Genomic DNA, 22305 nt, shown 5'->3' on the forward strand with positions numbered 1-22305 from the left:
CCGCTACGAACGCAAGCCAGAACACTTCCTCGCCTTCACCGCCATCGCCACCAGCCTCATCAACTACCGGCGACTCACCAAGTGAAACGACGTCTAAGACGGTGTCTCACGTGGTGATCTTGGAGAGCTTCTTGTAGCAGGTCATGACTGCGGCGAGTCCGAGGAAGGCGAGGAAGTGGCTGCCCTTTCGTTCGTAGCGGAGGGTCAGGCGGCGGTATCCGAAGAGCCAGGAGATCGATCTCTCGATCTTCCAGCGGTGTCTTCCAAGGCGTTCGGAGGACTCCACGCCCGGCCGGGCGATCCGTGGAGTGATGTTGCGTTCGCGTAGCCACGCCAGGTTGCCGGCCGAGTGGTACGCCTTGTCGGCGCGAACCTTGTCGGGACGTCGCCGACGAGGGCCGCGGCGTGAGCGGACGGCCGGGATTCCGAGGATGAGCGGGCGAAGCGCTTGGACGTCGTTGACGTTCGCGGCGGACACCCCAACGACCACGGGCAGCCCCTGTGCGTCGGTCAGAACGTGCAGTTTGCTGCCGGTGACACTCCGAACGTGGGTGGCAGATACCGCCATGCGCACCCGCTGGTCAGCACGTACACGATGGCCGTGAACACAGCGCGTTGGTCGATCGGCGCGGTGCCACCGCCCTGCGGGCGCGAGCGGAAAGACGGCAGTCCGCCACCTCAGAATGGGCACATGGCTCCTCCTTCCGTCGACCCGCGCTCGTTGAACGCCGACGAGCGCGCAGTGCTTCAACACGTCCTGTCAGCGGAGTTCGTCGGCGCGTCGCAACTGCGGAGTCAGCTGGACCACACTGAGGTGATCGCTGTCTGGGGGCCCGACTCCGTGAGCGTCGACCTGCAGGTCCGGGAACCTTGCGAGCATGCAGCACTGCCGAAAGAGCTCGTGCCTGTAGACGCACAAGTCCATGACCCGTCCGGCGCCTACATCGGCGAGATCCTCGTATGGACGGACCAGGGAGCCACGCTCTCAGCCCTGGAGTTCGCCTGGGTCACCGACGAGATGCCCACGTCTCTCCCGGTCATCGTGGACGGCCGCCTCAGCTGGCCAGCCTGGCAGGCTGGCCGTCCCCACCCCGAGCGTCTATGGCCGTGCAGCGGGCAAGCAAGATCACCACGTGAGACACCGTCTAAGGGCTGTCCCGCAAATGATCTCGAGTTGTCCCGGGCATGGTGGCCGCCGTGTGGCCCGCTGGGACGGCAGTTACGGAGGATTTCCAGTGTCTTCATGCGGGCGAAGAGGTGCTCGACGCGGGCCCGTACCTGCTTGTGGGGCTTGTTGTGTTCCTCCTCCAGGCCGGGATCTCGGTCTGGCCGCGCTCGCGGCGGTGCGGAATGACGAGTCCGGCCCGCCAATGAAGTTGGCGAAGGTCACCGACCTCCCTGTACGCGGCGAACAGGCCGTCGGTGGAGATGTGCCCGCTCACCGGCGCCGCCCAGCATGCTTCTTGGCCGGCTCGTGAACGGTGCTGGCGAGAGTGCGGCCTGAGACTCGGATGTCAGTGGCCCCTGCGATGATGCCCTGCCATGGGGAGATGTACATGGGGACACGTGAGCAGCAGCGTGACGCCCGCAACCACTCCGGCAGGCAAGCACCGCCCTGCCGACGATCAGGCGACAACCGTGCCCTCAGGGGCGGTCCGCTCTCCGGCTTCGCACAGGGAGAGTGGACCGTGAGCGCGTCGAGGGCGAGCTCCATGCGAGCCGACGCACTGTTCCGAGCGCGCGTGGCCGATCTGGGTGACGAGGTCCTCGAGCCCGGGTGGCTCGGTACCCGGAAACCTCACCGGGTGAGGTGCGGGGCGGGACACGAGTCCGCGACCTATCCGACTAATGTCCTGGCCGGCAAGGGCATCTGCCGCACCTGTGCCAACCGGGCGCGTTCCCAGGAGGCTGAGGCAGCCTTCCGGGAACGGGTGGCTGAAGTGGGCGGAATCGTGCTTGAGGAGGACTGGCTTGGCAACCACGAGCCTCACCGTGCCCGCTGTGTCAACGGGCATGAATGCGCACCGCGACCGGCTCACGTACAGCAGGGTGAAGGGATCTGCTCCACGTGCGCCAGAAACAATAAGAAGGTGGCCGAAGGCGCTTTCCGGGACGCTCTTGCCAGGGTGGGCGCATCACTCCTGGAACCGGTGCACCTCGGCGCAAACGAGCCGCACCGGGTTCGCTGCCCCAGCGGGCATGAATGCCGCCCCAGGCCGGCCTTGGTGCGACGTGGCGCAGCCATCTGCCAAATCTGCACCGGGAGGGACCCACAGATCGTCGAAGCGAAGTTCAGGGCCCGGGTCGCGGAGCTGGGGGGCGTCGTCCTTGAGCCGCAGTGGCTCGGAGCGACCACGCCGCATCGAGTCCGATGCGCCCACGGTCACGTCAGTGCTCCATGGCCGTCCGGCATCCAGCAGGGGCAGGGGATCTGCCCGTGTCTGCGCTGGAAAGGACCCGAAGACCGCCGAGGCCGCCTTCCGCGCAAGGGTTGCCAAGCTCGGAGGAACGGTCCTTGAGCCGAAATGGCTCGGCAATCACGCGCCGCATCAGGTGCGGTGCGCCAAGGGGCATACGGGAACGCCCACCCCGAGTAACGTGCGCGCAGGGTGCGGTATATGCCGTATCTGCGCAGGTAAGGCCTGGGACGTCTTCTACATCGTCACGGATGACGTGAACGAAGTCGTTAAGTTCGGCATCACTTCCGGCGACCCGCGTCTACGCCTGTCTCACCACAAGCGTCATGGGCGTGACCAGATCGTTCGTCTGATCGAAGGCAATCCCGAGGCACTCAAGCTGGAGAACGCCTGTATAGCCGCCATGCGGGAGGCCGGCGAGAAGCCCGTTCGGGGCCGCGAGTACTTCCACATCCACAGACTGGGAATCATTCTGGATCTCGTCGACAGCTGGACTGATGCAAGACAGCATGAATGAGCGCACACCGGCTGCGGGTGAGCTCACGACCTTTCCTGGACAAGCTACTGAAAAGCGCACAGTCCATCCCGACCTACACATCCGCCGTTGGGCCGCAGCAGCAGATCTGAGCCCGATTCTCGCCCCCTGGACAACCCCTAAAGCGTGGTGCAGAAGGTCGCATCCGGGCAGGTCAGGGCAGGTTTTGGGGCTGGTCTGATCATGCGGCGAGGGCGAAGTTGTACATGCGGACGACAGCCTGGACCGCGTGATGGAGTCCGTTGCCGCGCTGGCGGCAGTCGCGGAGGTCTTGTAGTGCTTCATGCGGGCGAAGGCGTGCCGGCATTCGGCCTTGTCCTCTTCCTCGCGGGGAAGCAGGGCTCGTCCGGGGCGTTTGCGGTGCGGGACGACGAGCCCGGTGTTGATGTAGGCACCGTCGGCCAGCACCGTCACGCCCTCGCAGACGGTGGCCAGGCCGGAGTCCCGCCAGACCTTCGCGTCCGCGGTGTTGCCGGGCACCGGCCGGGCCGCCGCGATGACCAGCTTCGTGTCGGCATCGATGATGACCTGCACGTTCACAGAGAACCGGTAGTTGCGTGAGGACGCGCCGGTCTTCCGGTCGCGGACCGGGATCGGTGATGGTCTGCTCCAGCCCGCCGGGATCCAGGGTGTCGATGCTCTGGGCCGCTGTCTCGGCGAGCGTGGATGGCAGCCGGTCGAGCAGACTGCGGAACGACGCGTACTCGTCCAGCTTCCCGAAGCTCTGCTGCGACCAGCCGACCCCGCGTACACGCCCATCACCTGCCGCCTGGTCTACCGCTGGATGGACGACAAGCGCTCCTTCGCCAACCGCATACGCCGACTCCTCGCACCCGGCGGCATCTTCTGGGTCGCCACCGAGATCGACGGCCGGCGAGCTTCGACCCACCCCTCTAGGGTCTCGGGATCACCGCCACGGAGGCCGACACACTCATTATGGCCTGGTCCGTCGTCCGTACCGCCGACATCGATGTACTCCGCTGCTACGCCCTCCACCGCTGAACAACGACCCCTCAATGTCGAATGACAGTTCCAAAAAAGAACACCCACTCGTAACGGATAGTGCATTGTCAGTGACGTGGTGTATATCGATCAGCTATGAGCATTACTCAGGAAGCCGCCAGGCCCGCTGACCGTGCGCACCCTCAGTCCGTCGGATCGGAGTCGCCGGACGGCTGTCCACCAGCGAATGAGGTAGCGGAGTCACGGGATGCCGCGCCCGGCAGGGACCGGGATCCCCAGAGCGCAGCGGACGACTACATGACGGTGGAGTTGTTGTGTGCCGCCTTGGCGAGAATCCGGCTCGATCGGCAGCAGGCGGATGGCGGGCACTTCAGGGCTGCTGAAGTGCCCGGTCCGTTGCCGCGCGCCTGGCGTGACGCACGGGGGCGGTTGTGGTGGAACGCGCAGGCGCTGGGGTCGGACTGGCCGGGCAACGACCTCGAGCTGTTCGAGTGGTGCCGTCGCCCGCTGGGGTCCTGGCCCGTTCCGCTCTCCCTCGCCGAGGGTGATCTCGAAGCCATCCTGCTGGACGGGGATGAGCTGTCGGAGTTCGCCGAGCAGGCAGCCGATCTGGTCCGTCACACCGACGTCGAGGCGGAGTTGGTTCAAAACCAGACCTTCGCGGCGCTGATGTCGTGCTCACGGATGAACGGTGATGGCGAGGAGGCTGTCCAGCGAATCTACTGCCGACTGCGGCGCTTGCTGATCGATCGCCCCGTGCTCAGCGACCGCGACGTCCAGGCGTTGGCCCGAGAGCTGCCGAAGGCGGACGCCGACAGCGACTCGTACCTCGCGAAGTTCGTGCGTACCGCGTACGTCCTCCATCCGGTCGAGAGTCCGGGGAAGGTCCGGCTGGGTCGCTGTCGGGAGTGTCGCAACCCGGTCGACGACGGGGCGAGCGGCTGCGGGACTCCGGGGTGCGGCGGGAGGCCCGAGCGGTTCGAGGTGGCCTGTCTGGGCGGGTACTGGACCCAGCACAGGGCGACCCGCCAGTTCTTCCACGACCCTGGACTCCTCGAAGGGCGACTGCTGGACCGGCTCGCCGAACTGCCTGCGGACCAGGTTCGGACTGAGCCATGGCCCTGTCTGGACGCCTGGGACGCGGCGTTGACCTTCGAACCAGTGAACGCCGACGAGGAAAGGGAACGCTGGGCGATCGACGCGAAGGACTGCGCGAGCCCCACTCTCCTCGCCCGGGGGTTCCGCAGCGATCCCCGTGTGCCGGCGCGTCGGCGCATCATCGTCGTCCCCATGCACCGCCTCCAGACACCTGGCTACCTCACGGACCTGGAGCGCGAGCTGCAAGGCCGCGCCGCCGGAGTCGAGGTCCTCGATGAGAAGGCCTTCTTGCGGCAAGCCGCCGTCCGCGCGAGCAGGGCGGGAGGTGCCCGATGAGGGACACCCGCTCCTGGAGCACCTCGCTGGTGAAGGAGCTGGACGACGAGTGCGTGCGGCCGATGCTCGGCCAGCTCAAGCCATGGGAACTGTGTGCCCTCGAGCTGGGGCTGTCGTTCCTGGTCGATCACATGCCAGGGCGGGGCATCGGCGCTCTGTGGCCCGTGCTCGCTGGATACATGCGGCTGGACCCGGCGCTCGACCCGCAGATCCGGACCCTGCGTGAGCTGATGGGTCCGGTTGCCAAGACCGGGACGATGCGGGAGAAGCTCGATCACTACGTGAAGCTCCCCACCCAGGTACGGGGGTTCGAGCCAGGTGACATGGCGGGGCACAAGGCTGAACTGTCGACCGTGTTCACCCGGAGCCGCTCCCCGTACGCTGCGGCACGCCACGACGTCTACCGGCAGAGGCTTCAGGAAGTCGCCCCTTACAAGGCGGGGAGCGGCTATCGGCCGGCGCCGCCCGGTTCGTCGTGCTCTTTCGAGCGAACTGACGGCAGCCGGGAAAAGATCCGTATCCCCGAGACGTTCGTCCCCGCGCCGGCTCCAGGCGAGCTGGCGGCGACGGCCTCCCGAGCACGGGAGCCGATTCCTCTCACTATGGAGGATTTCCAGCGGGCTGCCGCCGAGATGGACGAGCTCCTGATCGCTCACCCGGAGATCGAGAACCGGAACTTCGTCAAGCGGTTGGAGCAGATGGAGGCCCTGCTGGCCGACCAGGTGGAAGGGCGCCTCCTGGAGCGGCCACAGGAGCTGGTCATCGACGGCCTGTGGCACGTGGTGGGCCTGATGAACAGCGGAAAGTCCACGCTGCTGGACATGATCGCTTACATCGTTGCCCAGCGCGGCGGCAAGGTGGGTCTCGTGCTCGCCTCCGGTAGCGACATGTACGCCAAGGTCAATTTCCTGCAGGCACTCGGCATCAACGCCGTCCCCATCTTCGGACGGACCAGGGAGGGAGTCCACAAGGACCGCTACTGGCGCTCGCTCCTGCACGACGGCGCTACCACCTTCCCCACCGGTGCCGACGCCGGAGCGGCGTTCGCCGACGACCAGTGCTACCTGGAGGAACTGCGCCTGACCAGCAGGAGCGACCGGTCTCCGCTCCCGAGGGAGGAGCGGCCGTGCAGAGGCAAGCTCTTCGTGGACGGCCAGCGCGGGCGCCGGGACTGCCCGATCCTTTCGCGATGCCCTGCCCACGCAGCGGCTCGCAAGGTGGCCGATGCCCAGGTGTGGGTGACCACTGCGGCCGGCCTGGCTTCCACGATGATGCCGCAGTCCCAGATCGAGGTCCGCGTCGCCGAAGCGGCCCAGCATCACTTGGCCGTTCTGCTGATGGACGAGGCCGACACCGTGCAGCAGCAGTTCGACGACCGGTTCTTGCTGCACGAGATTCTCTCCCAACCCGGCAGGGGCTGGAGCCATCGCGTGGGAGATCGGATCGGACAGCGCTTGGAGCACTCGTGGTTTCTCGACCTCCGGGACCCCGAGGTGACGGCGGGCGACAAGCACTTCCGCCGCCACGACCAAGCGCTGACGGAGCTCTACCGGCTGATGATCGACCCGGGTGCCGACCACCTGCGCGCGCTCATCGCCGAGGGACCGTTCACCGGGTATAGCCTCCTGCGGCGCCTGGCCCGAAGCCTCCACGGCCTCGGCGAGCGCAACGACTTCGCCCGCAAGGCGGAACTGGAGGAAGCCGCCGACCGGTACTTCGAGGAGCACTTCGAGCCGCTGGTCACCGCCCCCTTCCAGGTGCCCGCAGAGAACTGGGCCGAGCTGATCGAGGCCATGACAGCGGCCCACGACACTCTCGTGTCGGCGCAGGAGGCCGCCGAGGCGTGGATCGCGGCCCATCTGCCGGTACTCGACGGCACCACTGCCCGGGGCACATCGGCGGAGCTCGCGCAACTGTTGCAGGGCGGCTTGTGGGCCGCGCGGATCACCACGTCGTTCTTCGAGGTCGCCCAGCGTCTACCGGCCATCAGCACGGCACAGATCGGCGACGGCGACGACTTCTGGAGCCGCCAGCCGCCCCGCGACCTGATGCCCTTCGTCCCCGAACAGGCCGCGGGCAACCTGATGGCACTCCAGTGGCAGCCCAACCCCGCGGGCGACAGCGGGTCCTTCAGCATCCTGTGGCTGCGTGGTGTGGGCCGGTGGCTGCTGTATCACCTGCATGACCTCCTGGAGGCCGAAGGGATCCAGGGGCCCTGTGTCGTTCTGGCCTCCGCCACCAGCTGGATGCCCGCCTCGCCCCGCTTCCACCTCGATGTCACCCCGAACCTGGTTCTGCGCGAACCCGAGAAGGCCAGGGCGGCGCTGCTGGAAAGCAAGATGTTCTTCCGCCCGCCGCGCTACCGCGACGGCCGCCCGGTCTTCACCTCGGGCACCGGAGGCAACCCGACCCTCCACGCGCACGCCCTGTGTGCGTCCGCCGAGTGGATCTGCAATCCCGCCCCCGGTGCGCGGGAGTCGCTGCTCCAACAGGCCCGCCAACGCCTGGCCGAAGACCGTCAGCAGGTCCTGTTCACCGTGCAGAGCACGCGAGACGCTCAGACCGTCGCCGATTACATCAACCAGAAGACCCCGTACACGGCCCTCCACGTCATCCGCGACGACGATCCGCCCACCCGCTACAGCATCCCCCGTCGGCGTCTTGCCACCTTCGCCGCCTCCGGTGCCGACATCCTCGTGGCAGCCGAAGGCGCTGTCCAACGCGGCCACAACATCCTCAACGCCCGCCGCATTGCGGCCCTCGGCGCCGTGTTCTACCTGGCCCGTATCCACCCGCCCGCCGACGACGCGACCTTCCCACTCTCGCTCCTCAGCCGCGAGGCGATGCGCCGTCTTCGAAATCCTGTCGACGTCACCTTTGAGCACGCCGACCCGGTCGACCTCGCCCGCAAGCTCCGTGGCAGCGAGCGTCGCCGCTGGCAGCGACGGGTAGGCGAGCCCGTCCTGTTCACCCGACTCACCGACCCGACCGAGCACGCCGCGTTCGTCGGCAACTTCCTCGTTCCTCTCCACCAGACCCTCGGCCGTGGCATCCGCGGCAACGAGCCCGTGCTGGTCTACCTCTGCGACGCGGCCTTCGCCCCCCGCACCGCGAACCTCGACGACTCCGCTCCGGAAACCCCCCGTACCAGCGTGATCGTCGCCGCGCAGCAGCTCCTGCACGGCTGGCTCACCGACCCCGGCCCCGCGGCCACGGTCGCCGAGCGGCTCGACCACGAACTGGCAAAGGCCTGTTGGGGCCTGGCTTCCCATCTTCTCGACAACATCGACTGGGGTCACCGCTGATGCCCGCCTACCGCAGCACCCAAGCCACCGTCCTTACCTTCACACCGGAAGCCACCTGGCCCGTCACCGGCTACCGCACGACCTGCCCGCCGGGAATGCTCGCCCTCCTGGAGAAGGCGTGGGACACCCGGCCCGGCCGTCGTCCCCGCGGCGGACCCGACTACCTGCCCACCCGCTCGCTGAGGGACCTGCTCACCCTCATCGACCCCGATATCACCTCCGTACAGACGAACCCTCGTGATCCCGCATGGCTCCGGGCCCGGACCGAGGTCGACCCGGACCTCCTGCTGATCGCCCTGTCGGCATGGGCCTCGGCCCGCGTGGCACCCCACATGCCCGACACCGACTGGTACAGCCAACTCGAAGGAGCCGGCCAGCTGGAGTGGGTCCCCGAGGACCTCGACCTCACCAGCCACGGCCTTCATGCCAACGGCACCGCCAACCCCCCGAGCCACGTCTTCAACCTCTTGCCCAGCCTCGTCGCCGAGCACCTCACCAGCAGCGGGCTCCAACTTCTGGGTCACCGCCGCGACCTGCGGCTCGGTCCCACCCGAGCAGACGGCCGCCGTACGCTGCACCTCGGCGCACCCGAGACCCTCTCCGACGAAGACGGCTCGGCCGGAGCCAGCGTGGACGTCCTGACCTTCCACCTCGAGACAGTGCCCGGCGTACCCGAAGTCCACCTCCACGTCGACCTGAACATGACCCGCCTCGCGACGCGCCCAGTCGAGTACATCCCCCGCCGCGGATTTAGCGACCCGACCGTCGGCGTTCTGCTCTCCACCAAGGAAGGATTCGTCCACCGCCGAGAGCGGCCCATGCTCCTGCAGAGCAGAGTCACCGTCCGCCGGCACGGGGAGAGCAGCACCTGGACCTGGGAGCCGGGCGTCGCCGAGATCCTCGCCCACCTCACCCACCACCAGCCACCCAGCCTCGACCAACTGCGCACCGCCCCCGGCGACGCGGCAGCCCAGCCCTTCGCCGCCCACCTCGTCCACAGCACCGGCATGACCTACCGCTACCCCGACAAGGACGGCACACCGCCGACGCGCTCGGTCCACGACCACCCCGTCGGCAACGGATACCAGCCCCGCGACCACATGGAGGTCCTCGCCCAGGTCGCCCACCAGCTGGAGGAGAAGGGGCTGGCTCCGCTCGCGCCCACCCCTAAGGCCCGGACGCGCGCCAAAGCACTCCTGCCGCTGGAGCTGCCCGACGCCCCCACCTACGAGATCGAGGTATGGGCGTCCTCCGACCGAACCTGGCAGAGCCTTCAGGTCGCTGCCGCCGCAAAGCTCGGCCTGACCCCCGGCCGATCCACAGCGACTTCGGCCGGCTTCACTGGGCCGATTAACGCCATGCTCCACCGCTGCGACCCCCGGGACTTGACCGCTGGCCTGCCCCGCTCCACCAACCCTGACAAGGCCGCGCGACGCGCCGAGTACGAAAGGAGTGAGACGGAGCGCGCCGCGAGGATCGCCGAAGCGTTCCCCCGCCTCGCCGAACCCATCGCCTGCATCGTGGAGATGGAAGGACCCGCCTACTTCTCACGCACGCGCCAAGGCGATCCGAAGAAGCTCTTCAAGAAGACCCTCCCGGCTCTCCGCCGAAACGTCCAATGCCTTCGCCCGATCACCCCGGCCAATCCCAATCCCAGCAAAGCCGCCCTCGCCAAACGCTTCGCCGACACCGACTTCGCCACGACCGACATCGAACGCGCCGCCGCCGCCCTCAACGACGCTCTCCGCCAGGCCGGCCACCTGCCCAAGGTCGCGGTACCCCAGGGCATCGACGGCCCCTTCGAACTGATTACGGTCTGGCTCGTCCCCGCAGGCGAACGGATGATCGTGCCCATCCTCATCCGGCAGCACACGCACGAAGAACCCACCGCGCAGCTCATGCCCACACCCGGCAGCCCGACCGAGCACCCCATGCCACTGACCGCACTTCCCGAGGCGCTGACCGCCGGCCGCGGGCGCGTAGCCACCCGCACCTCACGCGCGGCCCTCGCCGAGTTCATCACCGGCGCCTTGGCCCTCGACTCCACCGCCGACCGACTCCTCCTCGTACGCCGCGCACGGATGAGTGATCGGGAGATCTGGCCATGGTTGCAGGACGGCCGGATCACCTTCGACCAGCTAGTCCTGCCGGGTGTCGACATGACCGACCCCGCTGTGGCTCCGGTGATCCGAAAGCCCGGCGACCAGCCCGGCCTACGCATCATCCGGCTCCGGGAACGAAGCGACCGCGACGCGGTCCCCCGGGCCTTCGGAGTCGCCGAGGAGATGGTCAGGGCAGGCGAAGAATCGGAAGAGCTGATTCCCGTGACGAGGTACGGGCGGTTCTCCGGCGTCGTCCAGGTCGGAGAACGTGCGTTCTGGGGCATCAACCCCCGCTCGGCCCAGAACCAGACCGCGCTCGGCGTCACCAAGCTCGACCCGGCCGAACCGGGCAACCGAACCAAGACCTGCTCCAACCCAACTTCCCTGGAAATCGTGCCCGCGTTCCTCCAAGAAGGAGACAACCCCGCCGACTGGGCCATGTACACCCAGGCCCAACGACGTCTCCACGCCCACACGACGATCGCCACCACCTGGCCAGCCATCGCCCACCTCGCCGGATTGATGGAGGAGTACATCCTGTAATCAGCACGGATCTCATGCCGGCGCTCGCGAGAGCTCCCGAGCGCCTGAGTGAGCAAGGCCGCCGCAAGCCGCATATCCCCGGTCACGATCGCCGCCGCAGCTTCTCACCCTCCACTGGCAGTAACCGGGCAGCGGGATGACGGTAGCGCTCCAGCGACGCCCCAACTCGCCGGTCAATCCGGCGGGCGCTCGTCGGACGTTGCCCACCACTTCCCCAGCCGGAACTGATCGCCGGGTTCAAATCCCAGGCGCTCGTACAGCCGTGTCATTGGTTGGTGAGAGTACGGGTACTCACGTCCAGGCCGTGAGCGATCTTGCCGGGCTCGATGCGGTGCGGGGTTCTCCCTCGGCATGAACGACGGTGCTGTCCAGAACGTACGCCAGGCGCCGGGGCCCCTCTGTCAGTGGCACCTGATACCCGCCAGAGCCACGTTCACGTGTACGCCGACAACCGAGCCTCGGTGAGGGCGCGACCACGTCATCGTTGACGGCACCCTGATCCCCACCGACCGGATCCGCGCGGACGAGCCGTACTACTCGCAGAAGCACAAGAAGCACGGCATGAACGTGCAGGTCATCGCCCGGTCAGACGGCACACCGCTGTGGTTCTCCCGCGCGACGCCGGGCCGCACCCATGATCTGACCGCGGCCCGGGCCCACGGCATCGTCCAGGCCTGCCTGACCCGGCAGATCCTCGTCCTGGCCGACCGTGCCTACCAGGGCGCTGGCGCCACCTTCCGCACCCCGTACTACCACCACCGCGAACAGCCCGAGCACTACCAGCAGTTCAACCGCGGCCACGCCCGTCTCCGAGCACCCGGCGAACGCGCCTTCGCGCAGCTGAAGTCCTGGCGACTGCTCCGCCGAGCCAGATGCTCCACCCGCCGCATTAGCACCATCGTTCAGGCCGTCCACACCCTGCTGACCTGCGGCTATCCAGGATGAAAGAGGCTCACTGACGAACAAACTGCTGGTCGGCTGCCTGGGAGGGGTCTGAAGCCATGTCAGAGATGTCGGAGTCGATCGGCAGGTTGTCGTAGCGGAACTGCCGTTGCAGGTCGGAGAGCATCTCATCGAACTCGATGCCGGTGACCGGGCTCCCGCCTGGCGTCTGCATCTGCTCGATCACCCGGTTGTAGAACCAGCCCTCCAGCCGGACAAGGAAGGACTTCGCCGCATCGTGCCCGACGGCGAAGGCGGCAAGACCCTGCAGCGCGGTACGGACCTCAGTGATGTTCGGGGTGCCGCTGAAAATCTCAATGCGGGACATCAGGGAGCGTTGCAGTGGCCTGTCGCCCCGGTCCAGGTTGTCGAAGGCCTCGAAGCACTTCGGCAGAGAGCCCTTCGTCGCCTTCGAGGCCTTGCGGGCTTCACGGAGCAGATGCAGCGCACGCTCTTCATCGCGGTACTGGCTGCCTCGGGGTTGAAGGCAGAACGCTGCGCTGTTTTCAGGGATCTCGGCCGTCGTCAGAAGGAACAGTTTGGTCTCGGCGAGCGCGATCCGGTCGGCCTTGGCGGCTTCCGCCCAGATGCGGAGGGTCTTCCAAAGATCCTCGGCCAGGTCGGTCATGCGAACACCTTCAGCGCGCTGTTTGAGCTGAATCAGGCGCGCATCCGGGCCCTGGTGAATTTCAATGTCGTCGGCTGCCTCGACCGCAACACTCCAGTCCATGTCGCCGCTCATCCATTGCTCGATGCAGATATGCAGAGCCTTGGCGAACTGGAAGAGGTACCCGAGCGCCGAAGCCGACGCCTCATACTGCTCACCGGTGTCTGTCATCGCCCACCTTCTTCGTCAGACCGACGCAGCGCTCATTCCACGATGGTGATCGCCCGCACATGGCTATGCGTAAAGCAGGCGGCTCCATTCCACTGCGAACGCCGCGAAGCCGCCGGCGAGCTCGTAGCTGATGGCCCGGCGGTGGCAACCGATGGAGTGCAGCTTGGCCTGGCCCGAGCCGAGGATCGTGGTGTTGAGGTCGCCCAGCAGGGCGGGCAGCAGCCCGGCGACCACGGGGAGGTTCGCGCCCTGGCGGTACCGGTTCGTCTCCGCGACCTGCTCCCGCACCCGCTCGGCGGCGGCGGTCGGCGCGGACGGAACAAGACCCGGGGTGGCCAGAGAGGATGAGGGAGGAACGGCGCAGCGCTGCCCGCAGCGCCGGCATGGCGCACCCGCCATGGCGCCTCGCGCAGGGAACTCACCAGCAGCGGACGGTCGCCTGCCGCCCTGGCAAGGTGGACGATCTTCTTCGGCTTGCCCGCCCGCTAGTAGTACGAGGCGGCCCGCGAGGCCTCGCCACGTTCGGGATACAGGTCTCCGAGAAGGTCAGCTGCCTCGGTCTCGTGAGCCCAGCTACCGGTCACTGCGCTGTCGGCGAGCCGGCACCGCGTGGAGAGGACCGCCTCAATGGGGCACAACCAAGGAAGACATGGCCCGCTCCCGTGAAACCCGCACGCGGTCCAATACGCGGCCACGGCTCGACCCTGCCGCGCGCAGCGCCTGTGCCAGACGGTGCTCGTCATCCGATCTGCGCAGCCAAAGGACCGTCCCGAACGTGCACGGCACGAATGGGCGTAGAGCCAGTCGGCTGCCTCTTTGCTGTACTCATCCTTGACCTGCGGCTCGACGTGGGCGATGGCACCGCCGATGCGAGAGCTCTGCGGCTCCAGCAGATCAGGATCCATGGCGATCTGACGCTTGGCGAAGAGGAGAACCAGGAGGGTGGTGGGTCACCGCATCGCCGCGCGCCGCGTTCAGGGCATCGGGAAACGCGCCGGACGCGGCGCCGAGAAGATAGAGGACGGCTGGGCGAATGAGGCATGCATGTCGCTGAATCGCCGTCGCAGGTTCCGTGGTCGAAGTCGCCTGGGTCCGACGGGTGACGCACCGGTGCGCCACCGCGACCTCGCGTCGATAATTGCACCATGATGCGCATTCGCAAAGATCGTTGCGCGCGACGGGAACCTGATGCGCCATCAGGAAAGTCAGCATTGAGTCAGCATCAGTACCGCCCAGAACCGCCACCCGGCGCCAGGGACCGTCAAGATCAACATTTCGCTCCACATGCTCTGACCTGCAAAGACCCTGCCCAGCAGCTTGCCTGTTAGTCTCATCAGGAGGTAACCATGAGGATGCTCATCAACGTGCCCGAGACCGTCGTCGCCGACGCGTTGCGCGGGATGGCCGCCGCTCATCCCGAGCTCACCGTCGACGTGGAGCGGCGGGTCGTGGTGCGGCGGGACGCGCCCGTGGCCGGGAAGGTCGCGTTGGTGTCCGGCGGCGGCTCCGGACACGAGCCGTTGCACGGGGGGTTCGTGGGGCCCGGGATGCTGGCGGCCGCCTGTCCCGGCGAGGTGTTCACCTCCCCGGTGCCCGACCAGATGGTGCGGGCCGCGGCCGCCGTCGACAGTGGCGCCGGGGTGTTGTTCGTCGTCAAGAACTACACCGGTGACGTGCTGAACTTCGAGATGGCGGCGGAGCTCGCCGAGGACGAGGGCATCCAGGTCGCCAAGGTCCTCATCGACGACGACGTCGCCGTCACGGACAGCCTCTACACGGCCGGCCGGCGCGGGACCGGCGGCACGCTCTTCGTAGAGAAGATCGCGGGCGCCGCGGCCGAGGAGGGCGCGCCCCTGGAGCGCGTGGAGGCGATCGCACGCCGGGTCAACGAGCGCTGCCGTTCCTTCGGTGTCGCCCTGAGCGCGTGCACCACCCCCGCCAAGGGCAGCCCCACCTTCGATCTTCCCGAGGGCGAGCTGGAGTTGGGCATCGGCATCCACGGCGAGCCGGGCCGCGAGCGGCGGCCGATGATGACCTCCCGCGAGATCGCGGACTTCGCCGTCGACGCCGTCGTCGAGGACCTCCGTCCGTCCGGGCCTGTCATCGCCCTGGTCAACGGGATGGGCGCCACTCCTCTCCTCGAGCTGTACGGGTTCAACGCCGAGGTGCAGCGCGTCCTGGGCGAGCGGCGTGTGCCGGTGGCCCGGACCCTCGTCGGGAACTACGTGACCTCGCTCGACATGGCCGGATGCTCGGTGACCCTGTGCGAGGTGGACGAGGAGCTCCTGCGTCTCTGGGACGCGCCCGTGGAGACGCCCGCGCTTCGCTGGGGCCGGTGAGACGAACGAGAAGAGGAGACCGACATGACACAGACCTTCGACGCCGACTTCCTCGTGCGCTGGCTGGCCGCCGTGGCCGAAGCCGTCGACCGGGAGGCGGACCGGCTCACCGAGCTCGACTCGGCCATCGGCGACGCCGACCACGGCGCCAACCTCAAGCGCGGCTTCGCCGCCGTGACCGAGACCCTGGCCAAGGACCCGCCCGCCACACCGGGCGGTGTGCTCACCGCAGCCGGACGGCACCTGATCTCCACCGTGGGCGGCGCTTCGGGGCCCCTGTACGGCACGCTGCTGCGTCGTACCGGCAAGACGCTCGGCGACGACGAGCGCGTCACCCGGGAGCAGTTGGCGGAGGCGTTCGGCTCGGGCGTGGCCGCCGTGTCCCAGCTGGGCGGCGCGCAGGTGGGCGACAAGACGATGCTCGACGCGCTCGTGCCGGCCGTGGAGGGCCTGCGGAAGTCGTTCGGCGCGGCCCGCGCGGCGGCCGAGGAGGGTGCCCTCGCGACCGTACCCCTGCGGGCGCGCAAGGGCAGGGCCAGCTACCTGGGCGAGCGGTCGGTGGGACACCAGGATCCCGGGGCCACGTCCTCCGCATTGCTGTTCGCCGCCCTCGACGAGACCGCCCGTACGGAGACGGCCGGGACGACGGAGACGCCCAGCACCGAGGGGGCCTCATGAGCGCGGTCGGCTCCGGTCTCGTCGGCATCGTGCTCGTCTCGCACAGCGCCGCCGTCGCGACCGCCGTGGCCGAGCTGGCCCAGGGGCTCGCCGGGGGCGGTGACCTCGCCCCGGTCGTCCCGGCCGGCGGGACCCCCGACGGTGGTCTCGGGACGAGTTCCGAGCTGATCTCCGCGGCGGCGAAGGCCGTGGACGGGGGCGCCGGGGTGGCGATCCTCGTCGATCTGGGGAGCGCGGTGCTCACGGTGAAGGTCCTCCTCGCGGAGGGCGACGAACTGCCCGAGGGTTCCCGGCTCGTGGACGCGCCGTTCGTCGAGGGCGCGGTCGCCGCCCTGGTCACGGCGAGCGCGGGCGGGGACCTCGACGCCGTGGCGGCCGCCGCGTCGGAGGCGTACGCCTACCGCAAGGAGTGAGGGCACGGGAATCCTGTGCAGCAGCCTCAAGTGGTCGGGTTTCAGGCGCCGTTTGGCCGGAACTCGGCCGCTGTGGCGACGTGAGTGCGACCTACTCTTGGAGATCGCGGCCCTGAGACGGCTGTGCTGCCGGGCCTCTCCGGGCGCTGGCGTTCACCTGTGGTCCACCTGGTCCGCCCAGGTGATGGAGGAGGGGCAATGGGCAGTCTGCCTGTCATGGTCGTTTTCGCGCTCGTGTGGTTGCTGATCGCACTCGTGCCCCTGCGCACTCCGTCCGCCCGCAGGGGATGGGCGAGGGGCGTACTCGGCGTCTCGGCCCTCCTGGTGATCGGCGCCGCCCTGTTCGGAGCCAACGCGGAGGTGTCGGCCGGCTACGACGGTCCCGACCCCATGCTGCTCGCGGCGCTCGCGGCAGCGGTCCTCGTGGCCCCGGGTGCGATCGCGGCCCTGGTGCGCAACGCCAGGAACAGCTAGGCCGCGGGGACCCTACGAGCACCCACATTGTGATGTACCTGGTCAACGCACTAATGTCACAGGGCCTTGGTGTACGGGAAACCGGTGCAGTACCGGTGCGGCCCTCGCCACTGTGATCGGGAGGTCCGGCTCCACCCCCGCGGGGAACACCCTCGGGGAAGCCACTGGACCACGTCGGGAGACCGTCGTGGTGTGGGAAGGCGGAGTCGGGCGGAATGACCGTCAGCCAGGAGACCGGCCAGGGTGCGTTGTCCATCCACGAGGTGCTGGAGAGGGTCTCCCAACCATGCATATAGCCGAGGGGTATCTGCCCCCTGTGCACGCGGCCGCCTGGGGCGTCGCGTCCGCGCCGTTCGTCGTCCACGGGGTCCGCGCGCTGACCCGCGAAGTGCGGTCCAATCCTGAGTCCACCCTGTTGCTCGGCGCCGCCGGCGCCTTCACGTTCGTCCTGTCGGCACTCAAGCTGCCCTCCGTGACGGGGAGTTGTTCACATCCCACCGGTACCGGCCTCGGTGCCATCCTGTTCCGGCCGCCGATCATGGCGGTCCTGGGAACGATCACCCTGCTGTTCCAGGCGCTCCTGCTCGCCCACGGCGGGCTCACCACGCTCGGCGCGAACGTCTTCTCGATGGCGATCGTCGGGCCCTGGGCGGGATTCGGGGCCTATGTACTGCTGCGCCGGTTCGGTGCGCCGCTGATGGTCGCCGTCTTCTTCGGCGCGTTCGTCGCCGACCTGTCCACGTACTGCGTCACCAGCGTCCAGCTGGCGCTCGCCTTCCCCGACCCGGGCAGCGGCATCCCCGGCGCGCTCGCCAAGTTCGGCGGGATCTTCGCCGTCACCCAGATTCCGCTCGCGGTCAGCGAGGGCCTGCTCACCGTGCTCGTGATGCGCCTGCTGACCCAGTCCAGCAAGGGCGACCTGATCCGGCTCGGCGTCCTCACCGGACGCACGTCGGAGCGACGCGAGGAGGCGAGCGCTCGATGAGCCGGAACACGAAGATCAACGCCCTGCTGCTCCTCGTCGTCGCCGCGCTCGCGGTCCTGCCGCTCGCGCTGGGACTCGGGGACCACAAGGAGGAGCCCTTCGCGGGGGCCGACGCGGAGGCCGAGACCGCGATCACGGAACTCCAGCCGGACTACGAGCCGTGGTTCAGCCCGCTCTACGAGCCGCCGTCCGGGGAGATCGAGTCGGCGCTGTTCGCCCTTCAGGCGGCCCTCGGTGCCGGTGTCCTGGCGTACTACTTCGGTCTGCGGCGCGGCCGTCGACAGGGCGCGGCGCGGGCCGAGGCAGCCGAGACGTCCCAGGTGCAGGGCGCCGGAGCGGGGGTGACAGGGGCCGCCGGGGCCGGGACGGCGGAGCACGAGAGCGGCGCCGGTTCCAGCGCCGGTTCCCCCTCCGACACCACCGGCTCCAGCGCCGGCACCGGTCCGGGCGCGTAGTCGCCGATGCTGCCGATCGACGCGGCGGCGCACAGCAGTCGCTGGCGCCGCCGCCATCCCGCCGAGAAGGCGCTTCTCGGCTTCGGTCTCACCCTGTGCGCGGTCGGCCTGCCGCCGTGGCCCGGCGCGGTCCTCGTCGCGGCGGCCACGCTCACCGTGCTGCTCGGTCCGGCCGGCGTGCCGGGCCGGGCGCTGTGGCGGGCGTTCCGGATCCCGCTCGGGTTCTGTGTCACGGGCGCGATCCCGCTGCTGTTCGAAGTGGGCGGCGACCGGGGGCTCGTCGCCCTCGCGCCGGACGGTCCGACGCATGCGGGCGAGTTGCTGCTGCGGACCGCTTCGGCATCCCTCGGGGTGCTGCTCTTCGCGTTCACGACGCCGGTGTCCGACGTCCTGCCCCGGCTGGTACGGGCGGGGGTGCCGGCGCCGGTGGTGGACGTCGCCCTGGTGATGTACCGGATCATCTTCCTGCTGCTCGACGCCATGTCCAAGATCCGGCAGGCGCAGGCGGCCCGGCTCGGGCACACGACACGGGCGGCGACCTGGCGTTCCCTCGCGGGCCTCGGGGCGACCACGTTCGTGCGGGCCTTCGACCGGGCGCAGCGGCTGCAGTCGGGGCTCGCCGGGCGGGGGTACGACGGGACGCTGCGCGTCCTGGTGCCCGCGTGCGCGCTCTCCCGCCCGTTCCTCGCCGCGACGGGCGTGCTGCTCGCCGGACTCGTCGCCCTCACCCTCGTACTGGAAAGGCTCCTTCCGTGACGTCTCCGACCCCTGTCGTGGAACTGGTGAAAGCCGGATTCGCCTACGAGGACGGGCCCCCGGTCCTGGCCGGCGTGGACTTCGCCGTCGCGGAGGGGCGGGCGGTCGCGCTGCTCGGGCGCAACGGCAGCGGCAAGACGACGCTGTTGCGCCTGCTCAGCGGCGGGCTGCGGTGTGTGAGCGGGTCACTGCGTCTGGACGGTACGGAGGTGGCGTACGACCGGAAGGGGCTGACCCGGCTGCGGACGACCGTGCAGCTGGTGGTGCAGGATCCCGACGACCAGCTGTTCGCCGCGTCCGTGGACCAGGACGTGTCGTTCGGCCCGATGAACCTGGGCCTGCCCGAGGAGGAGGTACGGCGACGGGTTCGCGAGGCCCTGGAGGCGCTGGACATCACGGCGCTCGCGGACCGGCCGACCCATCTGCTCTCGTACGGGCAGCGCAAGCGGGCGGCGATCGCGGGCGCGGTGGCGATGCGGCCCCGGGTCCTGATCATGGACGAGCCGACGGCCGGTCTCGATCCGCACGGGCAGGAGCGGCTGCTCGACGCGCTCCAGCGACTGCGGGAGGCCGGTACGACGGTGCTGATGGCCACGCACGACGTGGATCTGGCCTTGCGCTGGGCGGACGAGGCGGCGGTGCTCGCACCGTCGGGGCTGCGGACCGGGCCGGTCGCGGAGCTCCTCGCGGACGGCGCGCTGCTCGACGAGGCCCGGCTGCGCCGCCCCTGGGGTACGGCGGTGGCCCGGCTGCTGCGCACCCACGGTCTGCTCGCCGCGGGGGCGGCCGAGCCTCGGACGCCTGAGGAGCTGGACGCGTGGCTGGGCGCGGCGGCCACGCCAGTCCGTACCGAGTAGCTCGGCCCGACGCCCGCCCGTAACCAGATGCTCGACTCGACGGCCGCCCGTAACGAGCTGCTCGACTCGACGCCCGCCCGTATCGAGTAGCTCGGTACGGCGGCCTCCCGCGCGCCGAAAGCTACCGAGTAGTAGACATCACGTCCCGAATCTTCTGCAACTAGTTGCATAACGGAGGGGGGTCCCCTAGAACTGAGGGCGATGATCCTGCGCGAGGAGGCGCCCGCATGACCCCGTACCCGCACCTGCTGAGCCCGCTCGACCTCGGGTTCACCACCCTGCCCAACCGGGTGATCATGGGGTCGATGCACGTCGGCCTCGAGGAGACCGAGCACGGCTTCGAGCGCATGGCCGCCTTCTACGCCGAGCGGGCCCGCGGCGGCGTCGGCCTCATCGTCACCGGTGGCATCGCACCCAACGACGCCGGCCGCCCCTGGGACGGCGGCGCCAAGCTCACCACCGCGGACGAGGTCGCCGAGCACCGGCTGATCACCGACGCCGTGCACGCCGAAGGCGGCCGGATCGCGATGCAGATCCTGCACTTCGGCCGGTACGCGTACCACCCCGCGCTCGTCGCGCCCAGCGCCCTCAAGGCACCCATCAGCCCCTTCGTGCCGAACGAGCTGACGGACGCCGAGGTCGAGCAGACTGTCGAGGACTACGCACGCTGCGCCGAGCTCGCCAAGGAGGCCGGATACGACGGCGTCGAGGTGATGGGCTCCGAGGGCTACCTCATCAACGAGTTCATCGCCGCCGCGACCAACCAGCGCACCGACCGCTGGGGCGGCTCCTACGAGAACCGCGTCCGCTTCCCGCTGGAGATCGTCCGCCGGATCCGCGAGCGCGTCGGCGAGGACTTCATCCTCGTCTACCGCCTCTCCATGCTGGACCTCGTGCCCGGCGGCTCCACCCTGGAGGAGGTCGTCCAGCTCGCCAAGGAGATCGAGGCCGCCGGAGCCACCATCATCAACACCGGCATCGGCTGGCACGAGGCGCGCATCCCCACCATCGCCACCTCCGTGCCGCGCGGCGCCTACACCTGGGTGACGAAGAAGCTGATGGGCGCGGTCTCCGTACCGCTCGTCACCAGCAACCGCATCAACACCCCCGAGGTCGCCGAGGAGATCCTCGCCGACGGCCGCGCCGACCTGGTCTCGCTGGCCCGCCCCTTCCTCGCCGACCCGGAGTTCGTGGCCAAGGCCACGGCCGACCGCGCCGACACCATCAACACCTGCATCGGCTGCAACCAGGCCTGCCTGGACCACACCTTCAATCTGAAGATCACCTCCTGCCTGGTCAACCCGCGCGCGTGCCACGAGACGGAGCTGGTCCTCTCCCCCACCCGCCGCGCCAAGCGGATCGCGGTCGTCGGCGCGGGCCCGGCCGGCCTCTCCTGCGCGGTGTCGGCGGCCGAGCGCGGCCACTCCGTGACCCTGTTCGACGCGGCCGCCGAGATCGGCGGTCAGCTGAACGTCGCCAAGAAGGTCCCCGGCAAGGAGGAGTTCGACGAGACGCTGCGCTACTTCCGCGTCCAGCTCGCCGAGCGCGGGGTCGACGTACGCCTCGGCACGCCGGTCTCGGCCGGTGATCTGGACGAGTTCGACGAGGTCGTCGTCGCCACCGGCGTCTCCCCCCGCACCCCCGGCATCGCGGGCGTCGACCACCCGAGCGTCCTCAGCTACCTGGACGTGCTGCGGGACGGCGCGCCCGTCGGCGAGCGGGTCGCGATCATCGGCGCGGGCGGCATCGGCTTCGACGTCGCGGAGTTCCTGACGGACGGCGGGGAGGGTGCGAGCCAGGACCCGGAGACGTACTTCCGCCAGTGGGGTGTCGACACCTCGTACGAGAACCGGGGCGGGCTGCGCGCCCCCGAGCGCGGCGCGCCGCCGCGCCAGGTGCACCTGCTCCAGCGCAAGGAGTCCAAGGTCGGCGCCGGCCTCGGCAAGACCACCGGCTGGATCCACCGCACCGAGCTCAAGCACCGGGGCGTCGCGATGGTCGCGGGTGTCTCGTACGACCTGATCGACGACGAGGGCCTGCACGTCACGATCGGCGGCGAGCAGCAGCTGCTGCCCGTCGACACGGTCGTGCTCTGCGCGGGCCAGGAGCCGCGCCGGGACCTGTACGAGGAGCTGATCGCCGCGGGCCGGGTGGCGCACCTGATCGGCGGCGCCGACGTGGCCGCCGAGCTGGACGCCAAGCGGGCCATCGACCAGGGCACCCGCCTCGCGGCCACCCTGTGATCACCGTGGCCGGCCACTCCTAGGAT

Annotated in this window: 17 protein-coding genes, 3 pseudogenes and 1 riboswitch; of the genes and pseudogenes, 14 read left to right on the forward strand and 6 right to left on the reverse strand. The window is 69.1% G+C overall.

Annotated features, from left to right (window positions below; all coding sequences use genetic code 11):
* Positions 1–106: 106 nt before the first annotated feature.
* The 3 genes and pseudogenes from ACZ4XX_RS27365 to ACZ4XX_RS27375 all read right to left on the reverse strand — a co-directional run.
* Complete coding sequence (locus ACZ4XX_RS27365) at positions 107–568, reverse strand: IS5 family transposase (RefSeq protein ID WP_468510526.1); 462 nt, start codon at positions 566–568, stop codon at positions 107–109.
* Complete coding sequence (locus tag ACZ4XX_RS27370; protein WP_468510580.1) at positions 511–669, reverse strand: transposase; 159 nt, start codon at positions 667–669, stop codon at positions 511–513. The genes ACZ4XX_RS27365 and ACZ4XX_RS27370 overlap by 58 nt, the downstream gene beginning before the upstream one ends.
* A gap of 513 nt (positions 670–1182) precedes the next feature.
* A pseudogene (locus ACZ4XX_RS27375) lies at positions 1183–1361 on the reverse strand (IS5/IS1182 family transposase); the annotation flags it as partial.
* A 1030-nt stretch (positions 1362–2391) separates the two neighbouring features.
* On the opposite strand from ACZ4XX_RS27375, the gene ACZ4XX_RS27380 reads away from it, so the two are divergent.
* On the forward strand, positions 2392–2934 hold the full coding sequence (locus ACZ4XX_RS27380; protein ID WP_468510527.1) for a hypothetical protein: 543 nt from the start codon (positions 2392–2394) through the stop codon (positions 2932–2934).
* 199 nt (positions 2935–3133) lie between these two features.
* On the opposite strand, the pseudogene ACZ4XX_RS27385 reads toward ACZ4XX_RS27380, so the two are convergent.
* Positions 3134–3612, reverse strand: a pseudogene (locus ACZ4XX_RS27385) (transposase family protein); the annotation flags it as partial.
* A gap of 600 nt (positions 3613–4212) precedes the next feature.
* On the opposite strand from ACZ4XX_RS27385, the gene ACZ4XX_RS27390 reads away from it, so the two are divergent.
* The 4 genes and pseudogenes from ACZ4XX_RS27390 to ACZ4XX_RS27405 all read left to right on the forward strand — a co-directional run.
* Positions 4213–5349, forward strand: coding sequence for a restriction endonuclease-related protein (locus ACZ4XX_RS27390; RefSeq protein ID WP_468510528.1), 1137 nt, complete (start codon positions 4213–4215; stop codon positions 5347–5349).
* 29 nt (positions 5350–5378) lie between these two features.
* A complete protein-coding gene (locus ACZ4XX_RS27395; protein ID WP_468510529.1) occupies positions 5379–8654 on the forward strand; it encodes a pPIWI_RE_Z domain-containing protein in 3276 nt (1091 codons plus the stop codon).
* Positions 8654–11299: a pPIWI_RE module domain-containing protein gene (locus ACZ4XX_RS27400; RefSeq protein ID WP_468510530.1), complete on the forward strand. Its 2646-nt coding sequence runs from the start codon at positions 8654–8656 to the stop codon at positions 11297–11299. Before ACZ4XX_RS27395 ends, ACZ4XX_RS27400 begins: the two co-directional genes overlap by 1 nt.
* A gap of 471 nt (positions 11300–11770) precedes the next feature.
* Positions 11771–12244, forward strand: a pseudogene (locus ACZ4XX_RS27405) (transposase family protein); the annotation flags it as partial.
* A 7-nt stretch (positions 12245–12251) separates the two neighbouring features.
* Here ACZ4XX_RS27405 and ACZ4XX_RS27410 read toward each other — a convergent pair.
* Together ACZ4XX_RS27410 and ACZ4XX_RS27415 are read right to left on the reverse strand one after the other, a co-directional pair.
* Positions 12252–13079, reverse strand: a complete 828-nt coding sequence (locus ACZ4XX_RS27410; RefSeq protein WP_468510531.1) for a hypothetical protein — start codon at positions 13077–13079, stop codon at positions 12252–12254.
* Between the two features lie 63 nt (positions 13080–13142).
* A complete protein-coding gene (locus tag ACZ4XX_RS27415; protein WP_468510532.1) occupies positions 13143–13478 on the reverse strand; it encodes a hypothetical protein in 336 nt (111 codons plus the stop codon).
* A 947-nt stretch (positions 13479–14425) separates the two neighbouring features.
* Between ACZ4XX_RS27415 and dhaK the strand changes: the two genes are divergently transcribed.
* The 9 genes from dhaK to ACZ4XX_RS27460 all read left to right on the forward strand — a co-directional run bounded on the left by dhaK (position 14426) and on the right by ACZ4XX_RS27460 (position 22279).
* Positions 14426–15418: a dihydroxyacetone kinase subunit DhaK gene (gene dhaK, locus ACZ4XX_RS27420; protein WP_468510533.1), complete on the forward strand. Its 993-nt coding sequence runs from the start codon at positions 14426–14428 to the stop codon at positions 15416–15418.
* A gap of 24 nt (positions 15419–15442) precedes the next feature.
* Positions 15443–16096: a dihydroxyacetone kinase subunit DhaL gene (gene dhaL / locus ACZ4XX_RS27425; RefSeq protein WP_468510534.1), complete on the forward strand. Its 654-nt coding sequence runs from the start codon at positions 15443–15445 to the stop codon at positions 16094–16096.
* Entirely contained in the window at positions 16093–16509 is a 417-nt protein-coding gene (locus ACZ4XX_RS27430) for a PTS-dependent dihydroxyacetone kinase phosphotransferase subunit DhaM (RefSeq protein WP_468510535.1), read from the forward strand. The genes dhaL and ACZ4XX_RS27430 overlap by 4 nt, the downstream gene beginning before the upstream one ends.
* 198 nt (positions 16510–16707) lie before the next feature.
* Positions 16708–16983 carry a hypothetical protein gene (locus tag ACZ4XX_RS27435; RefSeq protein ID WP_468510536.1) on the forward strand — a complete coding sequence of 92 codons (276 nt, stop codon included), beginning with the start codon at positions 16708–16710 and terminating at the stop codon, positions 16981–16983.
* 23 nt (positions 16984–17006) lie between these two features.
* Positions 17007–17240, forward strand: a riboswitch (cobalamin riboswitch).
* A 29-nt stretch (positions 17241–17269) separates the two neighbouring features.
* Positions 17270–17968, forward strand: coding sequence for an energy-coupling factor ABC transporter permease (locus ACZ4XX_RS27440; protein ID WP_468510537.1), 699 nt, complete (start codon positions 17270–17272; stop codon positions 17966–17968).
* A complete protein-coding gene (locus ACZ4XX_RS27445) occupies positions 17965–18423 on the forward strand; it encodes an energy-coupling factor ABC transporter substrate-binding protein (protein ID WP_468510538.1) in 459 nt (152 codons plus the stop codon). The genes ACZ4XX_RS27440 and ACZ4XX_RS27445 overlap by 4 nt, the downstream gene beginning before the upstream one ends.
* Before the next feature lie 6 nt (positions 18424–18429).
* Positions 18430–19179, forward strand: coding sequence for a cobalt ECF transporter T component CbiQ (gene cbiQ, locus ACZ4XX_RS27450; RefSeq protein WP_468510539.1), 750 nt, complete (start codon positions 18430–18432; stop codon positions 19177–19179).
* Positions 19176–20036 (forward strand): energy-coupling factor ABC transporter ATP-binding protein, encoded by an 861-nt coding sequence (locus tag ACZ4XX_RS27455; RefSeq protein ID WP_468510540.1) that lies wholly within the window; start codon positions 19176–19178, stop codon positions 20034–20036. Before cbiQ ends, ACZ4XX_RS27455 begins: the two co-directional genes overlap by 4 nt.
* Before the next feature lie 227 nt (positions 20037–20263).
* A complete protein-coding gene (locus ACZ4XX_RS27460; protein WP_468510541.1) occupies positions 20264–22279 on the forward strand; it encodes an FAD-dependent oxidoreductase in 2016 nt (671 codons plus the stop codon).
* Positions 22280–22305: the final 26 nt, after the last annotated feature.

Source organism: Streptomyces sp. NPDC029956 (assembly GCF_055574655.1).